We start from the raw sequence: 20,220 nt of genomic DNA on the forward strand, positions 1-20,220 counted from the left end.
AGGAATCACGGCTGGCGACGTGTGGTGGTGGGTGCCCGCCGCGAATCGTGACGGCGGGCGATTCGCACCGCGTTACTTCAGGCCCTTGTCGAGGCCGGCCTTGCGGAGGGCCTCGGCCAGGGCGCCGCCGCCGGGCGAGCCGCCCTGGCCCTGCCTCGGCTGGGACCCGCCGCGCCCGCCGCCCTGGCCCGAGCCGCGACCGCCGCCCGTGCCACGCCCGCCGCCCTGGCCGGCGTCACGCCCACCGCCTTGCCCAGCGCCTCGTCCGTCCTGCCCCGAGCCGCGTCCGCCACCGCCCTGGCCGCCACCGCCCTGGCCCGCACCCGCGCCGCCCTGGCCGCCGCCGCGTCCGCCGTCCTGTCCTCCGGGACGGCCGCCGCGCTGGCCGCGTCCCTGGCCCTGGCCGTCGGGGCCTGAGGACGGGAGCTCGTCGTCCAGGCGCAGGGTGAGGGAGATGCGCTTGCGCGGGATGTCGATCTCAAGGACCTTCACGCGGACGATGTCGCCCGGCTTGACGACCTCGCGCGGGTCCTTGACGAAGTTCCTGGACATCGCCGAGACGTGCACCAGCCCGTCCTGGTGTACGCCGACGTCGACGAACGCGCCGAACGCGGCGACGTTGGTCACGACGCCCTCCAGCAGCATGCCCGGCTCCAGGTCGGAGAGCTTCTCCACGCCCTCCTTGAACGTGGCCGCCTTGAACGCGGGCCTCGGGTCGCGTCCCGGCTTCTCCAGTTCCTTGAGGATGTCGGAGACGGTCGGCAGGCCGAAGGTGTCGTCGGCGAAGTCGGCCGGCTTCAGGGAGCGCAGCACGGCGCCGTTGCCGATCAGCGTCTTCAGGTCGCCGCTGGTGGCGTTGATGATGCGCCGGACGACGGGGTAGGCCTCGGGGTGCACGCTGGAGGCGTCCAGGGGATCGTCCCCGCCGGGGATGCGCAGGAAGCCGGCGCACTGCTCGAACGCCTTCGGCCCGAGCCGGGCGACGTCCTTGAGCGCGCGGCGCGACCGGAACGGCCCGTTGGCGTCGCGGTGCAGCACGATGTTCTCCGCGAGCCCGGAGCCGATGCCCGACACCCGGGTCAGCAGGGGCGCCGACGCGGTGTTGACGTCCACGCCGACGCCGTTCACGCAGTCCTCGACCACGGCGTCCAGGGACCGGGAGAGCTTGGTCTCCGACAGGTCGTGCTGGTACTGCCCGACGCCGATCGACTTGGGGTCGATCTTGACCAGCTCGGCCAGCGGGTCCTGGAGCCGGCGGGCGATGGACACCGCGCCGCGCAGCGAGACGTCCAGCTCGGGCAGCTCCTGCGAGGCGTAGGCCGACGCGGAGTAGACCGAGGCGCCGGCCTCGGAGACGACGACCTTGGTGAGCGGCAGGTCGGGGTGCAGCTTGATCAGGTCGCCGGCGAGCTTGTCGGTCTCGCGCGAGGCGGTGCCGTTGCCGATCGCGACCAGCTCGACGTGGTGCTCGCGGGCGAGCCGCGCGAGCACGGCGATCGACTCATCCCAGCGGCGCCTCGGTTCGTGCGGGTAGATCGTGTCGGTGGCGACGACCTTGCCGGTCGTGTCCACGATGGCCACCTTCACGCCCGTGCGCAGGCCGGGGTCCAGGCCCATGGTCGGGCGGCTGCCGGCGGGGGCGGCGAGCAGCAGGTCGCGCAGGTTGGTGGCGAACACGCGCACGGCCTCCTCCTCGGCGGCCTGCCACAGGCGCATGCGCAGGTCGATGCCGAGGTGGACCAGGATGCGCGTGCGCCAGGACCAGCGGACCGTGTCGGACAGCCAGCGGTCGGCGGGCCGGCCACGGTCGGACACCCCGAAGCGCCGCGCGATGCGGACCTCGTAGGAGTTCGGGCCGTCCTCGGCGGGGGCCTCCTCGGGCTCAAGGGTGAGCGAGAGGACCTCCTCCTTCTCGCCCCTGAACATCGCGAGGATCCGGTGGGAGGGCAGCTTGGTGAACGGCTCGGCGAAGTCGAAGTAGTCGGAGAACTTCGCGCCCGCCTCCTGCTTGTCGTCGCGCACGCGGGCCACCAGCCGGCCGCGCGACCACATCTGCTCGCGCAGGCCGCCGATGAGGTCGGCGTCCTCGGCGAAGCGCTCGATCAGGATGGCGCGGGCGCCCTCCAGCGCGGCGGCGGCGTCCGCGACGCCCTTCTCGGCGTCCACGAAGACCGCGGCGGCGGCCGTGGGGTCGCGGGTCGGGTCGGCGAGCAGTCCGTCGGCGAGCGGCTCCAGCCCCGCCTCCCGGGCGATCTGCGCCTTGGTGCGGCGCTTGGGCTTGTACGGGAGGTAGATGTCCTCCAGGCGGGCCTTGGAGTCGGCCGCCATGATCTGCGCTTCGAGCGCGTCGTCGAGCTTGCCCTGGGAGCGGATCGACTCCAGGATCGCCGTGCGCCGTTCGTCCAGCTCGCGAAGGTACCGCAGCCGATCTTCGAGCGTGCGCAGTTGCGCGTCGTCGAGCAGCTCGGTCGCCTCCTTGCGGTAGCGGGCGATGAACGGCACCGTGGCGCCGCCGTCGAGCAGCTCGACGGCCGCCTTAACCTGCCGCTCACGCACGCCGAGCTCTTCGGCGATCTGCTGATGAATGGAGATCGTCACGATCCTGGTCCGCCTTCGGTTGAGGGTCGGGGACGATTGTGCATGCTCCGCACCCCGATTGTCGCGCCGAGCCGCCGAGGACAGAAGCCCGTCCGGCCATTCACCCGCCGCCACCGGCCTTCTCGCGCCGGCCGGGGCGCTCCTGCTTCTTGATTGAACTCTCAAGTATTACTAAACGTCCCAGGAGCTGCGAGACTGGGAGTGCGTGACCTGGGCATGTGGCGTGCGTCGCCCCGCGCGCCGGCAGGCCGCCACGGCCGCGCGGTCCGCGGGAACTGGAGGCTGGCGTTGAAGATAATTCTGTTTCTCTTCGCATTGATCATCGTTGTTTCGTGCCTGCTCATGCTGATACGCACCTGGACGCCCCCGAAGCCGAAGGAGCTGCCCGGCGACAGCGCGAAGGCGATACTCAAGCGACGCTACGCCGCCGGAGAGATCGACGAGGACGAGTACCTCCGGCGGATGTCCGGGATCTCCCAGGACTGGTAGCGCCCCAGGGTCTCCCGGACCGGCGTGGCCACCACGGGCCGTGTCGCCTCAGCCCGCACGGACGGGCTCGGGCGCCTTCCGGCCGTCGATGCGGCCGCGCAGCGCCTCGTACCCCACCAGGTCGTCGGGCGCGGCGTCCGGGACGTCGGCGTCGAAGCGGGCCAGAGACCGGAACCGCAAGGCGACGAGCACGAGCACGACCATCGCGAGGGCGAACAGGACGTACATCAGCCCGACGCCCCGCCCCGCGCCCACGCCGATGACCGCGCCCACGCTGCCCGCCAGCGGCCCGCCCTCGGCGACCAGCGGGTCGAACAACCTGCTCCCGTACGGCGCGACCAGGCCGAACCCGATCGGCAGCGTCGACCAGGCGATCAGCGTGTTGAGGGCGAACACCCGCCCGTGGAACCTCGGCGGCACCTTGACCTGCACGATCGTGGTGTAGATGCCGTTGACCAGGGTGAGCCACAGGGCCATGCCGAACGCGCCCGCCGCGATCGTCACCAGGCTCGGCCGCAGGCCGGTGACCAGGCAGAACGCCGCGAGCCCGAGGACGCTGAGCATCATCCCGTACAGGCGCCGCCTCCTCGGCCCGCCCCACACGGTCATGACGAGCCCGCCGAGCAGCACGCCCGCGCCCGAGACGAACGCGATCCTGCCCGCGTCGGCGAGCGTGCCGAACGACAGCACCAGCGGTGAGATCAGCAGGAACAGCGGGGACAGGAAGATGTTGAGCGCGGCGAAGAACAGCAGCATCGACCGGATCGAGGAGTTGCCCCAGCTGTAGCGGAAGCCGTTCACGATCTCGGCCAGCACGGGCTCCTTGCGCTGCCAGGCCATGCTCGCGGGGAACCGGGTGAACAGCAGGACGGTGACGGCGAAGGCGTAGCTGACGACGTCGATGAGCACGATGCCCCCGAGGCCGATCGAGGCCATCAGCCCCACCGCGATCAGGGGGACCAGGAGCTGGGTCACGCCGTTGGCCATCTGCGCGACCCCGTTGGCGTGGCCCAGGTACTGCTTGGGCACGAGCTGGGGGATCGAGGAGCCGTAGGCGAGCCGCTGGAACTGCAGGGCGACCGACAGGCTGACGATCAGTACGTAGATGTGCCAGGACGCCAGGTTCCCCGTCCACAGCAGCACGCCGAGCAGGAGCTGGACCCCGCCGGCCGCGACGTCGCCCGCCAGCATGACCCGCCGCCGGTTCGACCGGTCGACGACCGCGCCCGCCAGCGGGGCGACCAGCATGCCCGGCACCAGCCCGAGTACGGCGAACAGCGCGAAGCGGACGAGCGAGCCGGTCTGCAGGTAGATCCAGATCGGGATGGCGAACTCGGTGAGCGCCGAGCCGGTCATCGACACCATCTGGCTCGCGGCCACGGTGACGAACCTGGCCATGCTCGGCTCGGGGCCGGTCGCCGTCACCGGCTCGCCGGCCCGGGAGACGTCGTGCAGCCACCATTCGGCGTCGCGCCCGCCGCGCGCCTCCTGGGTGAGCGTCTCGGGCGCGTCCAGCGTGCGGTGGACGGTCGTAACGATCTCCGACAGCTCCTTCGCCCGATATTTCAGGAAGAAGTGCCCCGCCTCGGCCAGGACCACCACCGCCGAGGTGTCCGCGATGAAGTGCCACTCGCGGAAACGCTCCTGGTAGTAGTCGGTGCTCGGGTCGCGCTCGCCCGCGATGGTGACGATGGGCGCGCGCAGCCGCTCGACCCCCTCGCGCAGCAGCCGCGTGTAGTGGGCCTCGGCCTCCTCGGAGTCCCTGCGCATGTTGCGGATGATGTGCCGCGCCTGGCCGGGGTCCAGGTCGTTGAGCTCCAGCCCCCAGGACAGCAGCCAGTTGGCGTACGCCTGGTCCGAGCGCAGCGCCTCCATCCGGGCGAACCTGGACAGGGCGTTCATCACGCGGTTCTCCGGCCGGGCGAACGGGAAGATCGCGCCGATGTGCACGGCGTCCAGCTCACGCCCGGCCGCCTCCAGCCGGCGCGCGATCTCCACGATCATCGCCGAGCCGACGCCGCAGTGGCCGTACAGGGCCAGCGGGCCCTCCACCTTCGCGAGGATCTCGGCCACGCACCTGCTCGCGAGCTCGTCGAACGAGAGCCGGTCCTCGTCCACGCCGAGGTCGTGACCGGGGATCGCCACCGAGAACAGCCGGTACCCGCGCGGCAGCGCGTCGGCCAGCGGCTGGTACACCACCGCGCTCCCGCCGCCGTACGGCACACAGACATAGGAGAGCACCCGCTCGCCCGCCGGCACCGGCCGCGTCAGCTCGTACAGCAGACCGCGCGGGCCGCGTTCGCCGGCGGGGACGTCGGCGAGCGCGGCGAGCCCGCGGACCGTGGGGTTCTGGAACAGGTCCATCACCGACACGCCCGCGCCGTGGTTCGCGCGCATCCCGGCGATCACCTGGGTGGCCAGCAGCGAATGCCCGCCGAGGTCGAAGAAGTCGTCATCGATCCCGATGCGTTCGACGCCGAGCACCGCGCGCCAGACCGCGGCGACCGACTCCTGCGTGGCGGTCTCCGGCGGGACGAACTCCGTCCCCTCCTCGCGGACCGGCGCCGGTTCGGGCAGGGCGCGGCGGTCGAGCTTCCCGTTCGGCGACAGCGGCAGCCCCTCCAGCGGGACCAGCGCGGACGGCACCATGTAGTCGGGCAGCCGCAGCTTGAGCGCCGCGCGCACCTCGCCCGCCTGGGCGTCGCCGGCCAGGTACGCGACGATGCGCTTGTCCCCCGGCCGGTCCTCCCGGACGATCACCGCGGCGTCCCGCACGCCCGGCTGGTCGCGCAGGGCGGCCTCGATCTCGCCCAGCTCGATGCGCAACCCCCTGACCTTGACCTGGGTGTCCAGGCGGCCGAGGAAGTCGACGGTCCCGTCCGCCCGCCAGCGCGCCAGGTCGCCCGTCCGGTACAGGCGCGAGCCCGGCGGCCCGTACGGGTCGGGGACGAACCGCTCGGCCGTCAGCGCCGGCCTGCCGTGGTAGCCGTACGCCAGGCCGGCGCCGCCGATGTGCAGCTCGCCCGGCACCCCGATCGGGACGGGCCGGAGCCGGGGGTCCAGCACGTAAAGGCGGACGTTCTGGATGGGCGCCCCGATGGGCACGCGGGCCCGTCCCGCGAGCTCCCCGGGCTCGCAGGCCCACGCCGACACGTCGACGGCCGCCTCGGTGGGGCCGTACAGGTTGTGCAGCTCGGCGGGCAGCGTCTCCCGGCAGCGGATCGCCAGGCCGGCGGGCAGCTCCTCGCCGCTGCAGATGACGCGCCTCAGCGACGTACACGACCGGGCGTCCTCGTCGGCGAGGAACACGGCGAGCATCGAGGGCACGAAGTGCAGGGTCGTCACGCCCTCCGTGCGGATCAGGCCCGCCAGGTATGCGGCGTCCTTGTGCCCGCCAGGGCGGGCCAGCACGAGCCGGGCGCCGGCCAGCAGCGGCCAGAAGAACTCCCACACCGAGACGTCGAAGCTCGCGGGGGTCTTCTGCAGGACGGTGTCGCCCGCGTCGAGGGGGAACCGCTTCCGCATCCAGTCGAGCCGGTTGACGATGCCGCGATGGGAGTTGGGCACGCCTTTCGGCCGGCCGGTGGAACCCGAGGTGTAGATCATGTAAGCCACGTCCCCGGCCTCGGCGCCCCGCCCTGCCGTGGTCTCCGGGGGCCGTTCCGCTTCGGTCTGCTTCGTGTCGGTCCGCTTGGCTTCGGTCCGCGTGGGCCGGTCCGCCGGGTCGTCCAGCGTCAGCAGGCGGGCCGTCTTCAGCGTTGCCGGGAGCGTCTCGCGCAGGCGCCGCTGGGTGAGGACGATCGTCGCGCCGGAGTCGGCGAGCATGAACTCCAGCCGCTCGGCCGGGTACTCGGGGTCCAGCGGCACGTACGCGGCGCCCGCCTTGAGGACGCCCAGCAGCCCGGCGACCAGGTCGAGCGACCGCTCCGCGCAGACCGCCACGCGCGTCCCCGGCCCTGCGCCGAGGGCGCGGAGCCGCCGTGCGACCCGATCGGCCCGTTCGCCCAGCTCGGCGTAGGTGAGCGAGGCCCCCTCGAAGGTGACGGCGGTACGGCCGGGGGTGCGGGCGATCTGCTCCTCGACCAGGCCGTGCAGGGTGGCACCGTCGGGGAAGGGGGCGTCCGTCGCGTTGAACCCGGCCGTGACCAGCGCCCGCTCGGCCTCGCCGAGGATGGCGGCGTCCGAGACGCGCGTGTCGGGGCGGGCGGTGACCTCCGCCAGGAACATGGTGAGGTGCGTCGCCATGCGCTCGACGGTGTCCGCCGCGAACAGGTCGGTGTTGTAGATCAGCAGCAGGCCCAGCCCGCCGGCGTCCTCGCTCGCGTACAGCTCCAGGTCGAACCGGGTGGAGATCGTCTCCACCGCGAACGGCTCGACGGCGAGCCCCTCCACCGGGCGGGCCGGCGCGCCGCCGTAGTTCTGCATGGCGAAGATGGTCTGGAACAGCGGCGGCCGGGACACGTCACGCGCCACGTTCAGCTCTTGGACCAGCCGTTCGAACGGCAGCTCCTGGTGCGCGAACGCGTCCAGCGCGGACTCCCTGGTCCGCGACAGCAGCTCGCGGAACGTCGGGTCGCCCGACAGGTCGGCGCGCATGGTCAGCATGTTGAGGAAGCAGCCGATCATGCCTTCCAGCTCCGGCCGCGATCGGCCGGCGATGGGGGACCCGACGGCGAAGTCCTCCTGGCCCGAGTACCGGCCGAGCAGCGCCTGCCACGCCGACAGCACGATCATGTACATCGTCACGCCGAGGTCGGCGGCCATCGCGCGCAGGCCGGCCGCCTCCCCGGCGCCGAGCCGGAAGCCGTGCGCGGCGCCCGCGAACGTCTGCCGCGCCGGCCTTGGGTGGTCGGTGAACACGTCCAGCGGCGGCAGCCCGGCCAGCCGCCCGCTCCAGTACGCGAGGTCGCCCCCGGCCTCCTGCTCCCGCCGCTGCCAGACGGCGAAGTCCCCGTAGTCGAGCGCCCCCCGCTCGCCGGTGACGGCCTCGGCCCCCTCGCCGCGCATGGCGGTCTCGTAGCGAGTGAGGATCTCCGAGGTCAGCAGGTCGCATGACCAGCCGTCGCAGGCGATGTGGTGCACCGCGAGCGCCAGCACGTGGTCCTCCGCGTCCAGCCTCACCAGCAGCGGCCGCAGCAGCGGGCCCGCCGCCAGGTCGAACGGCTCGGCCGCCAGCGCCGCGACCAGCTCCCGCGCCTCCTGTTCCGAGCCCGCCTTGGCGCGCGCCGGCCGTACCCCGGCGGAGTCCTCGACCACGGCGGCGGGACGGCCGTCGTCCCCGGCGGGGAAGCGCGTGCGCAGGGCCTCGTGCCGGTCGGCGACCTGGACGACCGCCGCCTCCAGCGCGTCTGCGTCCAGCGGGCCGCGCAGCCGGAGCGTGAGCACGATGGTGTACGCGGCGGCGCCGGGGACGAGCTGGTCCATGAACCACAGCCGCTCCTGCGCGTACGACAGGGGCGGGGCCAGGCCGGGCGCGCGGCGCGGGATGAGGTGCTCGGCGCGCGCCTGCGGACGGCGTCTCAGCCGCTGGGCGAGGAGTGCCTGTTTGCCGGCGCTGAGCGGTTCGCCGGAGCCGGGGCGCTGCGGCCCGAGTTCTGTCACGGGATCGGCCATCGACATCCGGGACCCGCGCCGCCGGCCGGAGCCATGGGGACGGGCCCCTTCCCCCTTCGATCATCGGTGCGTGGTGCCGTGCCCTCCCGGCCGGACCGCGGATCGCCTCCGAGGCTCGCGGATCACGAGAGTGCCCCCAGTTTCCCGGTAATTTGGGGTCCCGTGGTGCTTTTTTTCAGTCACAGCTTGAGAAAATCCATTGCAATCCACCCTTCTTGCAGTCCAGGACACAAAAAGGGGAGCCGGGCGGTCGCCCGGCTCCCCGATGGTGCCGCTGTCGCTAGCCCAGGCCGTTGCGCATCGCGGTGATCAGCTCACCGCCGGTGGTGTCGCCGGTGAGCTCCCAGAAGAAGGAGCCGCCGAGACCCTGGCTCTTGGCGTAGCTCATCTTCCCCGCGATGGTGCTCGGGGTGTCGTAGCTCCACCACTGGTTGCCGCAGTACGCGTACGCCGTTCCCGCGACGGTGCCCGTCGAGGGACAGCTGTTCTTCAGCACCTTGTAGTCCTCGATGCCCTGCTCATAGGTCCCCGGCGCCGGCCCGGACGCCGAACCACCAGGAGCGCTCTGGCTGACGCCCGACCATCCCCGGCCGTAGAACCCGATGCCGAGCAGCAGCTTGCTCGCCGGCACGCCCTTGCTCTTCAGCTTCTGGATGGCGCTGTTGGAGTCGAAGCCCGGAGTCGGGATGCCGGTGTAGGAGTTCAGCGGCGAGTGCGGCGCGGTCGGCCCGGTGGGGGCGAAGGCTCCGAAGTAGTCGTAGGTCATCACGTTGTACCAGTCGACGTACTGCGAGGCGCCGCCGTAGTCGGCCGCGTCGATCTTCCCGCCCGAGGTGCCGTCGGCGGTGATGGCCGCGGTGACCAGCTTGCTCGCCCCGAAGCGCGAGCGCAGCGCCGACATCAGGTTCTTGAAGCTCGCCGCGCCGCTGGTGTCACAGCTCAGGCCACAGGCGTTCGGGTACTCCCAGTCGATGTCGATGCCGTCGAAGACACCGGCCCAGCGCGGGTCGTTCACGAGGTTGTAGCAGGAGTTCGCGAACGCCGTCGGGTTGGCCGCCGCCTGGCCGAAGCCGCCGGACCAGGTCCAGCCGCCGAACGACCAGATCACCTTCAGGCCGGGGTGCCTGGCCTTGAGCTTGCGGAGCTGGTTGAAGCTGCCGCGCAGCACGCCCGCGTCCCACGTGTCGGCCACGCCGTCCACGCTCTCGGCCGCGGAGTAGGCGCGGTCGTAGTCGGCGTAGCTGTCGCCGATCGCGCACTGGCCGTTGGTCACGTTGCCGAACGCGTAGTTGATGTACCCCAGCTTGGCCGCCGAGCCGCTGGTCTCGATGTTCTTGACGTGGTAGTTCCGCTGGTAGACGCCCCACTCGACGAAGTAGCCGAGCAGCTTGTTCCCGCCTCCGCCACCACCGCCGGCCTGCGTCGTGACGCTGATCTGGTTGCTGTTGGCGGACAGGTTCCCGGCGGCGTCGCGCGCGCGGACGGTGTAGCTGTACGCGGTGCTCGCCGCGAGACCACCGTCGGTGTACGTGGTCCCCGTCGCCGTGGTGACCAGGCTGCCGCCCCGGTAGACGTTGTACCCCGTGACGCCCACGTTGTCGGTGGAGGCGTTCCAGGCCAGCGACACGCTGGAGGAGGACGTCGCGGTGGACCGCAGGCTGCCCGGCGTACTGGGCGCCGTGGTGTCACCCCCGCCGCCGCCCTGGGTGGTGACGCTGATCTGGTTGCTGTTGGCGGACAGGTTCCCGGCGGCGTCGCGCGCGCGGACGGTGTAGCTGTACGCGGTGCTCGCCGCGAGACCACCGTCGGTGTACGTGGTCCCCGTCGCGGTGGTGACCAGGTTGCCGCCCCGGTAGACGTTGTACCCGGTGACGGCCACGTTGTCGGTGGAGGCGTTCCAGGCCAGCGACACGCTGGAGGACGTCGTCGCGGTGGACCGCAGGCTGCCCGGCGTACTGGGCGCCGTGGTGTCACCCCCGCCGCCGGTCACCGGCGTCCAGAGCGCCGGGACGTTCGGCGGTTCCCAGCCGGTCAGGGAGGTGTGGCTCTGCAGGCATCTGTAGTCCACGCCGTTGTAGGAAACGACGGTGCCCGCGGTATAAGCCGTGTTCGCAGCCCAGGCCGGGGCCGCGAACGCGACCCGGCCCGGCGCGGCGGCCGTGGCGGAGGCGCCGGGGCCGAACGCCACCGTCGCACTGAGCGGTAGAAGCAGCGCCACCGCTGCCACCAAGAATTTCGCGAACCTGTGTCTCATGCAGTGCTCCACGTCCATCGGGCGGATGCGAAAAGGGGGGTCGATCTGGACGTATTTCGAAAGACGGGCACGCCATTGGCAGGGAGGAGACACCGGCGGGCGCGTCCCGACAGGGGAGTCAAGACAGTGGCGGGGATCTTGGCATGGAGGGAGCCTCCCGACCTGGCGGTTACGGCCTAACTTTAAAGAAGCTTTACTGTTAATTAGCTGCGAACCTACCCGCCCCCGCAACCCCCGTCAATGTCCCCCGACAGCCACCCCCATCCACCCGCCCTCGGACGCGGCACCCCCTCCCCCCACGCCTCTCCGGGCGGCCGGGCGACGACCTTCCGCCACGCCCCGCCCTGGTGCCGCTCTTAGGCGGCCGCGTTTCCCGCACGACCGATGTGCCGAAAAAGGTCGGGAAGAATCAGTAGAGGTCATGGGTGATGGTCACTGTGGAGGTAAAGTGAGATTCCGCTTTCCGGGGTGCAAAAACGAAACCTGGGTAGTAATGTCAAAAATGTCAGTCGATCTGGAAGCCCCATGATCGGCTTAATGGCACGCACGCGGAGAGGTGACATCCGTGGCGTACGCCTCCCGCGTGACAGTGCCATCGCCGGTCAAGGTGTTTCGATGAAGCTCGCTCGCGGATAATTCCCGGCCCCCAAGCGGAACGGTCACGGCATGAGGAACTCTGGAGACAGCATGGTGATACTTCGCTCCGAGATCACAGACCTGCGAGACGTCCCTTTGTCCGAGGTGAGTGAGTTGGGCATGGGCGCCGAGGTGAGGCGTATCGTGCCCGCATCGGAGGACGTCCGACGAGTACCGGTGGCGGCTTTCAACTCCGCCATCTGACCGGCGAACGGGAGCTTCGAGGGGCTCGCATCGTGCCTTTCCGACAGTTCGTACTCAAGGTCACGAGCAGATGTGACCTCGCCTGTGATCACTGTTATGTATACGAACACGCGGACCAGAGCTGGCGCCGTCGTCCCAAGGTGATGGCGCGGGAAACCGTGGCGATGGCGGCCGACCGCATGGCCGAGCACGCGCGGGCCCACGCTCTGCGGACAATTCACGTGATCCTGCACGGCGGAGAACCTTTGCTGGCGGGTCACGAACGCCTCGAAGAAACGATCGTCCGGCTTCGCGACGCGGTCCGGGGGATCTGCGAACTGGATTTACGTGTCCACACCAACGGAGTGTCGCTCGACGAGCGCTTCTGCCGGATGTTCGCCGACCACGATGTGCGGGTCGGCGTCTCTCTGGACGGCGGTCGTCGGGCGAACGATCTCCATCGCCGGTACGCCGACGGCCGAAGTAGTTATGACCGCGTGGTCCGGGCGGTCGACCGGCTCGGGAGGGAGTTCCCGGACATCTACGCCGGGCTCCTCTGCACGATCGACATAGGCAACGACCCGGTGCCCGTGTACGAGGCCCTCGTCGCCCTGCGACCTCCGGTGGTCGACTTTCTGCTGCCGCACGCGACCTGGGACCATCCGCCGCCTCGCCCGGCCGGCGTGGCCACCCCCTATGCCGACTGGCTCATCGCCATCCACGACCGGTGGCGCAAGGACGGCGAGCCGGTCCGGGTGCGGATGTTCGAGTCCATCATCCGCACCACCCAGGGCCAGGGCAGCCTGACCGAGTCCCTCGGCCTGGACGAATGCGATCTCGCCGTCATCGAGACCGACGGGGAGTACGAGCAGGCGGACTCCCTCAAGACGTCGTTCTCCGGCGCGCCCGCCACGGGGTGCGACGTCTTCTCCCACACGCTCGACGACGTCGCGCGCTCGCCCGCGATCGCAGCGCGGCTCGGCGGGCTGGAGGGCCTCTGCGACACCTGCAGGGCGTGCCCGGTGGTGGAGAGCTGCGGCGGAGGGCTGTACGCGCACCGGCACCGCGTCGGGACCGGCTTCCAGAACCCCAGCGTCTTCTGCGACGACCTCATGAAGCTCATCACGCACGTCCGCTCGCAGGCCGAGGTCCGCCCGCGGGCCGGGATCCGCGTACGGGCCGGGGTCCGCGCGGAAAGGGGCCGGGAGGGGGCCGCCCCGGCCGCGCACACCATCCCCGGCCCCGATCTGGCGGCGCTGGCGGCCGGGTACGGGGACGCGGCCACGATGACCCACCTCGCCGCGTCGCAGACCAGTGCGCGCCGGTTGCTGATCTCCTCGGTGTACAAGCTCGCCGGACCCGGCGTGGCGGACGCGTGGAAGCTGCTGACCGAGCTCGACCGCGGACATCCGGACGCGGTGCGCGAGGTCTTCGACCACCCCTACGTCCGGGTGTGGGCGGCCCGGTGCATCGCCCGAGGCCAGTGGGCGCACCCGGAGACGCGCTACCTCTCCAACATCGCCGCCGCCGCGGCGCTCAGAGCCGGAGTGGCGGCCCGGCTGGCGGTCGCGACCCGCGGGGGGTCGGTGCCGCTGCCGGCCATGGGCTCGATCCCGGCCGGCCGGGCTCAGGAGGCGATCATCGAGACCGGGCCGGGCGTGTTCGCCGTGGCCACCGAGGACCGGCGGTGGGAGGTCCGCCTGGACGAGCCCGCGGCGGCCGGAGACTGGCGGCCGATCTCCCGGCTGACCGCGGACGGCGTCTCGATGGCCCTGGACGACGTCGATCCCTATCGGGACTGCTACGACCACGCCGTCGCCCCGCGCCTGTCGCCGGAGCGGCTGGCCCGCTGGCAGGCGATGTTCGCGGAGGCGTGGGAGGTCGTGAAGCGCGACCATTCCCGCTATGCCCCCGCGCTCGCCGCCGGGCTCAGGGTGCTGACCCCGCTGGTGGCCCCGGGGGGCGACGTCCAGGCGAGCGCGACCGCGAGGCACGCGTTCGGCGCGATCGGCGTCGCGCTGCCCGGCCGTCCCGACGACCTGGCGATGCTGATGATCCACGAATTCCAGCACGTCAAACTCGGGGCCGTGCTCGACCTCACCGATCTTTTCGACGGGACCGACGAAGAGCTTTATCACGTGTCCTGGCGGCAGGATCCGCGCCCGCTGGAAGGCGTGTTCCAGGGAACGTACGCGCACATGGCCGTTACCGAAGTATGGAAGGCGCGCACACGGCCCGGAATGGGACATATCCCCGAAAAAGCGACAGAGAATTACCTCCGCTGGCGTGACGGCACCCTCGAGGCCGTGGACACTCTGGCCAGGTCGGGATCGCTGACCGAGGTCGGCAGGCAATTCGTCGCGGGAATGCGCGCGGCGGCCCGATCATGGCTCGATGACTGACTTCGCGATCAATATGATCAGGCGATGACAGCGGATATCCGCTTCCCGCTTGACCCGTCCCGAGAAATCGCGTTGCATTGTTTCTCACGACGCGCGCCTCGACCTCGGGTGTGGTGTCGGTTCCCTTCGGGGGTGCGACCGCGCACGGGAGGGGCCTGGAGAGTTATATGTCAGACGGATCGTTCTCCGGTGACGGAGCGGACGCGCCGTACTTTTTCCTTAGCTACTGCCACATCGAGCCGGTGCGGCCACGGGAAGATCCTGATCACTATGTTCTGGAGTTCTTCCAGGACCTGTGCCGCCACATCATGCAGCTCACGGATCATCCCGGGGGAGTGCACGCCGGATTCATGGACCGTCAGATGCGGCCCGGCACGCGATGGAACGACGACATCAGGCACGCTCTCGCCACCTGCCGGGTGTTCATTCCACTCTACCAGCCCAAATATTTCAGAAGCGAGTTCTGCGGTATGGAGTGGGACGCCTTCGCCCGCCGTGAGGAGTTACACCGGGCGAAACGGTACAGCCCGTACAGTGCGATCATGCCGGTGCTCTGGACCCCGGTGGATTTCGAGGGCATACCGAAGGTCGCCAGTGAACTTCAGGCATCCCACACCGCGCTGGGCGAGGACTACAAGAGGGACGGCCTCTACTCGCTGGCCGTCCGCAAGAACTTCCACAACGGCTACATCAGCGCGACCCTGGAACTGGCGACGGCCATCGTCGACATCGCCCGCAGCACACGGCTGCAGCCCTGCGACGTGGCCGAGTTCTCCAACCTGAGGAACGTCTTCGAAGGCGGTGTGACATGAGAACGCCAGCGGATCCTCCGCCTGCCGGCCGTCCGTACTTCTTTCTCAGCTATGAGCCGACGCCCCGGTTCGGGCCGGACGACATGAGCGATCCCGACAGGTGGGTCGCCGCGTTCTTCGAGCGGCTCTCGGCGGTGGTGAGCGAGTCGGCCGATCTGCCGCTGGACGCCGAGGCCGGGTACATGGACCGCGAGCGGTCGAGGAACGGCTGGTCGGCCCGTACCGCACTCGCCCTGCGGACCTGCAGGGTTTTCGTGCCGCTGTACGCGTCGCGCTACTTCGCCAGCGAGCGATGCGGGCGGGAGTGGGCGGTGTTCAACCGCAGAGTGGAGCGCTCGGTGGGCGAGTTCGAGCCGACGGAGGCGATCATCCCGGCGCTGTGGGTGCCGACCCCGCTGTCGAAGTTCCCCGCCGCCACCGAGCCGGTGAAGTTCGACGCGTCGGCCCTCGGCGACGCGTACCAGCGGCTGGGCTTCTACGGGATCATGCGCACCGGCCTGCAGATCGACTACGAGCTGTCGGTGCACAGCCTGGCGGAGCGCATCGTCCGCGCGGCCGAGTCCGCTCAGGTCCTCCCCGGCACCGAGGCGGCCTACCAGTCGGCGCGCAATGCCTTCGTAGGATATCCGTATCGGAAACTGCAGATCATTCTCGCGCCCGCCCGGCTGGATTCCACTTCCCGGCGCGACGCGGCCTACTACGGCGACCAGGACGCGGAGTGGAATCCCTATTACCCGGGTGAGACGCCGCTGGCGGAGTACGCCACCGATCTCGCCAGGAACCTGGAGTACACCCCCGAGGTCGTGACACTGCGCGAGAACGCCGACCAGGTGCTGAGCGCCACGTCACCCGCCGAACCCGGCGTGCTGGTCCTCGATCCGTGGGCGGCGCGGGATCCCGAACTGCTCGACCGGCTGCGCAGGTTCGACCGCCTCGAGAAACCGTGGATCGACGTCATAATCCCGTGGAATCAACAGGACCGTCAGACGATCGACGCCGAGGCGGAACTCGAGGAGAAGTTGGAGTCGGCCCTTCCTCGCAGGCTTCTGGAAGGCCGGATGACCTCTAGGATTTCCGCACGCGACACCTCCACCATCGAGGAGTTCGGGCGGACTCTGCGTGCCGTGGTACATCGCGTCGGCAACCAGTATCTCAAGTACGGGACTGCCCATCCTCCTGCCGGACGCCAGGACAAACGTCTGAGGCTGCGCGGTCCGGGGGAGACGGAGGATCGGAGTAAATCGTGAGGACAGGGATGAGCGGCTCTAAAGAAGGTCAGATAATCACCTTCTACTCATTCAAGGGTGGAACCGGGCGCACCATGGCGCTGGCGAACACGGCATGGATCCTCGCGAGCAACGGCTGGAAAGTCCTGACCATCGACTGGGATCTCGAGTCTCCCGGCTTGCACAAGTTCTTCCATCCTTTCCTGGACCCCCGGGTCGGCGAAATGCGCGGCGTCATCGAGCTGATCCAGGACTACGCGTGGGCCGCCATGCTGGACGAACCGCGTCCCGACGACTGGTACAAGGAGTTCTGCCAGGTCGCCGGGTACGTCACTCCGCTGGAGTGGAATGAGTTCCCCGGGGAAGGGCGGCTCGACTTCATGTCCGCGGGACGGCAGAATCGCGACTACTCCTCGCTGATCGCCTCCTTCGACTGGGACCACTTCTACGAACGGCTGCGCGGCGGCCTGTTCTTCGACGCCCTTCGCGCCCACGTGAAGCAGAACTACGACTACGTCCTGATCGACAGCCGCACCGGCCTCAGCGACATCGCCGACATCTGCACCATGCACCTCCCTGACACCCTCGTCGACTGTTTCACCCTCAGCGACCAGAGCATCGAGGGAGCCGCCCACGTCGCGCGCGACGTGAGCGAGGCGAGCAGCGGCCGGAAGATCCAGATCTTCCCGGTGCCCATGCGGATCGAAGAAGGCGAGAAGGAGAAGCTCGACGCTGGACGTGCCTTCGCGCGCAGCAGGTTCGACCGGTTCCTCACCGAGATGGGCAAGGCCGAGGCCGACCGCTACTGGGCCGCGGTGGAGATCCCCTACCGGCCGTACTACGCGTTCGAGGAGACCCTCGCCGCGTTCGGCGACGTCCCCGGGTCGCCCCGTTCGATGCTGGCGGCGTACGAAAGCCTCACCGAGGTGATCACGGGGGGCAGGGCCGGGTCCTCGCCGTCGATCGAGGAGAAGATCCGGTTGCGCTATCGCGACCACTTCACCCGGGTACGGCCCGTCGCTCCCGGCCACGTCCTGGTCAGCTATGTCCCGGAAGATCGCATGTGGGCCGACTGGGTGCAGTCGCTTCTCACCCGCATCGGGTTCAAGGTGCGCACCCGGTCGGTGACCGAGGCGGAGCCGCCAGAGCCGGACCCCACGGCCACCAAGGTGACCGAGCACATCGTCGCCATCATCTCGCCCGCGTACGTAAGTTCGGCCCGGGCCCGCGAGCTCTGGACGACCACCACCACCGGCCAGGGGTCCGCGGCCGACCACGTGCTGGTGCCGGTACGCGTGGCCCCGACACAGTTGCAGCACCCCTTCACCGTCCCGCCGATCGTCGACCTCGTGCGGACCGACGAGGACGAGGCGACCACGGCGATCATGCGTGCCCTCGGCCAGTCGCCGCGCGAGCTCCAGCATCTCGCCGCGACCGCGACGCCCGGGCCGCGCTTCCCCAGGAGCAGGCCGGCCATCACCAACGTGCCGAGCCGCAACGCCGTCTTCACCGGCCGGGGCGAGCTGCTCGAGAAGCTGCGGGACCAGCTCATGAGCGGCGAGACCACGGCCGTGCTGCCGCAGGCGCTGCACGGGCTCGGTGGCATCGGGAAGAGCCAGGTCGCGCTGGAGTACGCGCACCGGTTCATGGCCGACTACGACGTGGTCTGGTACGTACCGGCCGCGCAGTCCGCCCTGGCGATTCCCGCGCTCGTCGAGCTGGCCAGGCATCTGGACATCCCGGAAGGCGAGAACATCGAGGATGTCATCCAGGCGCTGCGCCGCCTGCTGCGCAGGAACGAGGACCAACTCCGCTGGCTGCTGATATTCGACAACGCCCACGAACCGGCCGACATCACCCACCTGCTCCCCGGGGGTTCCGGCCACATCGTCGTCACCTCACGCAGCCAGGTGTGGTCCCAGGTGGCCACGCCTCTGGAGGTCGACGTCTTCACGCGAGCCGAGAGCGTGCAGCATCTCGTGCAACGCGTCAACGCGCTCAGCGCCGAGGACGCCGACATGGTGGCCGAATCCCTCGGCGACCTGCCGCTCGCGATCGAGCAGGCCGCGGCCTGGCTCCGTGAGACCGGCATGCCGCCGGCGGACTATGTCGCCCAGCTCCAGACGAAGCTGTCGCAGGTGCTCTCGCTGAACAAGCCGGCCGACTACCCCACCCCGGTGGCGGCGGCGTGGGAGGTGTCCTTCGAGGAACTGCGGCAGCGGTCGCGGGCCGGCACGAGGCTTCTCCAACTGTGCGCGTTCTTCGCCCCCGAGGCCATTTCCATCAAGATGCTGTACAGCGACGAGACCGTGAAGGCGCTGGTGCCGTACGACCCGGCGCTACGCGAGAACGTCGTCATGGGACGGGTCATCCAGGAGATCAGCCGGTTCGGTCTGGCCAAGCTCGACCAGCGCACGAAGTCCGTGGCCGTCCACCGGCTGGTCCAGGGCATGGTGCGCCACCGGATGACGGAGCAGGAGAAGATCGAGGCCTCCAGGGACGTCCACAACATTCTCGTCGGTGCCCGGCCCAGGCCCGCCGAGGTCGACGACTCAGAGAACTGGCAGGCCTACGACGCGATCTGGCCTCATCTGGATCCCTCGGGGGCGATCGAGTGGGGGGGAGAGGCGACCCGCAGCCTCCTGATCGAGCGAGTGCGTTACCTCTGGCGGCGTGGCCAGTTCGATGCCGCCATGGAGCTGGGGGAGGAACTGGAGAACAAGTGGAAAAGCTGGGTCTCCGCCGAGACGGAGCGGCCGCCGGCGGAGGACGGCGAGACCGGATCCTTCGAACAGGAGACGGTCGAGCGGCAGATCCTCCACCTGCGCTTCCAGCTCGCCAACGTCATGCGGTCCCAGGGCAGGTACAAGGCGGCGCGCGACACCGACACCGTCGTACTGGGGCGGCAGCAACTGCTGCTGGGTGAGAACCACCCGCACACCCTGATGACCGCCGGAGGCCTCGGAGCCGACCTTCGCGCCCTCGGGGACTACTCCGCCGCGCTGAAGATGGCGACCGACACCTTCGACCGCCTGAAGAACGAGTACGGGGAGGACCATCCCCGGACCCTGATGGCCGCCAACAACAAGGCCGTCTCCTTGCGCCTGGTCGGCGAGTTCCTCGAAGCGCGCGACGTGGACCAGGACACCTACGACCGCCGTCTCACCGTCCTCGGCGAGAAGCACCCGTACACCCTGTTCTCCGGCGCCAACATCGGCGGCGACCTGCGGGACGCCGGTCAGTTCGCCCGATCGGTCGAGGTGCTGACACAGTTCTACGACGAGCACCGCTCGCTGCTCGGCGAGGACTACCCCGACACGTTGCGAGCCGCCAAGAGCCTGGGCGTGTCGCTGCGGAAGGCCGGGGAGTACCGCGAGGCCTTCCGGGTGACCGAGCAGACCACCAAACTGTTCGAGAGAGTGCACGGGGACACCAGCCCCGACACGCTGGTGTGCCGGATCAATCTCGCCTCCGACCTCGCAGCGCTGGGCAGGAAGTCCGAGGCCCGGGAGATCGTGGGGCAGGTGTGGGAGGCGTTCACCGTCTCACTCGGCGCGGACCACCCCTACACGCTGATCGCGGCCAACAACCTCTCCATCTACATCCGAGGTTCCCACTCCGTGGAGAAGGCCAGGCGGCTGGCCGAGAGCACTCTCGGCCTCATGGTCGAGAAGCTGGGTGAGAAACACCCCTTCACCCTGTGCGCCGCGGTCAATTTCGCGAACTGCCTGGCCGACCTCGGCGAGTGGGACCGCGCGCTGGAACTGGAGACCGCGACCTTCCAGTCCCTCGAGGACACGCTCGGCCGCGAACACCCGGACACACTCGCCTGCTCGGCCAATCTCGCGGTCACGTTGCGTGAGGCCGGCACCATCCACCAGGCCCAGCAGATACGCGACGAGACGCTGAAGGCTTTCCGCGAGGTATTGGGCGAGAGCCATCCGCTGCTGACATTCCTCGACAGCGGGCAGCGGATGACGCTGGACCTGGAGGCGCTGCCGGTCTGA

At 69.9% G+C, this 20,220-nt stretch carries 8 protein-coding genes; 5 read left to right on the forward strand and 3 right to left on the reverse strand.

All coding sequences use genetic code 11. From position 1 onward, the window contains the following. Positions 1-72: 72 nt before the first annotated feature. Complete coding sequence (locus NYZ98_RS06575) at positions 73-2,598, reverse strand: Tex family protein (RefSeq protein WP_262841638.1); 2,526 nt, start codon at positions 2,596-2,598, stop codon at positions 73-75. A gap of 342 nt (positions 2,599-2,940) precedes the next feature. Here NYZ98_RS06575 and NYZ98_RS06580 point away from each other — a divergent pair, with 342 nt between their 5' ends. Next, entirely contained in the window at positions 2,941-3,087 is a 147-nt protein-coding gene (locus tag NYZ98_RS06580; RefSeq protein WP_262841639.1) for an SHOCT domain-containing protein, read from the forward strand. Positions 3,088-3,135: 48 nt separating this feature from the next. Here NYZ98_RS06580 and NYZ98_RS06585 read toward each other — a convergent pair whose 3' ends face one another. Together NYZ98_RS06585 and NYZ98_RS06590 are read right to left on the reverse strand one after the other, a co-directional pair. Next, entirely contained in the window at positions 3,136-8,688 is a 5,553-nt protein-coding gene (locus NYZ98_RS06585) for a non-ribosomal peptide synthetase/MFS transporter (RefSeq protein WP_262841640.1), read from the reverse strand. A 292-nt stretch (positions 8,689-8,980) separates the two neighbouring features. Next, on the reverse strand, positions 8,981-10,918 hold the full coding sequence (locus NYZ98_RS06590) for a glycosyl hydrolase family 18 protein (protein WP_262841641.1): 1,938 nt from the start codon (positions 10,916-10,918) through the stop codon (positions 8,981-8,983). A 908-nt stretch (positions 10,919-11,826) separates the two neighbouring features. Here NYZ98_RS06590 and NYZ98_RS06595 point away from each other — a divergent pair. From NYZ98_RS06595 to fxsT, 4 genes are all read left to right on the forward strand, one after another. Further along, on the forward strand, positions 11,827-14,175 hold the full coding sequence (locus NYZ98_RS06595; protein WP_262841642.1) for an FxsB family cyclophane-forming radical SAM/SPASM peptide maturase: 2,349 nt from the start codon (positions 11,827-11,829) through the stop codon (positions 14,173-14,175). 167 nt (positions 14,176-14,342) lie between these two features. Next, on the forward strand, positions 14,343-14,987 hold the full coding sequence (locus NYZ98_RS06600; protein ID WP_262841643.1) for a TIR-like protein FxsC: 645 nt from the start codon (positions 14,343-14,345) through the stop codon (positions 14,985-14,987). Further along, positions 14,984-16,234, forward strand: a complete 1,251-nt coding sequence (fsxC, locus tag NYZ98_RS06605; protein WP_262841644.1) for an FxsC protein — start codon at positions 14,984-14,986, stop codon at positions 16,232-16,234. Before NYZ98_RS06600 ends, fsxC begins: the two co-directional genes overlap by 4 nt. 8 nt (positions 16,235-16,242) lie before the next feature. After that, positions 16,243-20,220, forward strand: a complete 3,978-nt coding sequence (fxsT, locus tag NYZ98_RS06610; protein WP_262841645.1) for an FxSxx-COOH system tetratricopeptide repeat protein — start codon at positions 16,243-16,245, stop codon at positions 20,218-20,220.

Source organism: Sphaerisporangium corydalis, from assembly GCF_025506355.1.
GTDB lineage: Bacteria > Actinomycetota > Actinomycetes > Streptosporangiales > Streptosporangiaceae > Sphaerisporangium > Sphaerisporangium corydalis.

What these genes read in the sequence shown, in the direction of transcription:
- NYZ98_RS06600 (WP_262841643.1), top strand. Translation starts at nt 14,343, where the DNA reads ATGTCAGACGGATCGTTCTCCGGTGACGGAGCGGACGCGCCGTACTTT.
- fsxC (WP_262841644.1), top strand. Translation starts at nt 14,984, where the DNA reads ATGAGAACGCCAGCGGATCCTCCGCCTGCCGGCCGTCCGTACTTCTTT.
- NYZ98_RS06580 (WP_262841639.1), top strand. Translation starts at nt 2,941, where the DNA reads ATGCTGATACGCACCTGGACGCCCCCGAAGCCGAAGGAGCTGCCCGGC.
- fxsT (WP_262841645.1), top strand. Translation starts at nt 16,243, where the DNA reads ATGAGCGGCTCTAAAGAAGGTCAGATAATCACCTTCTACTCATTCAAG.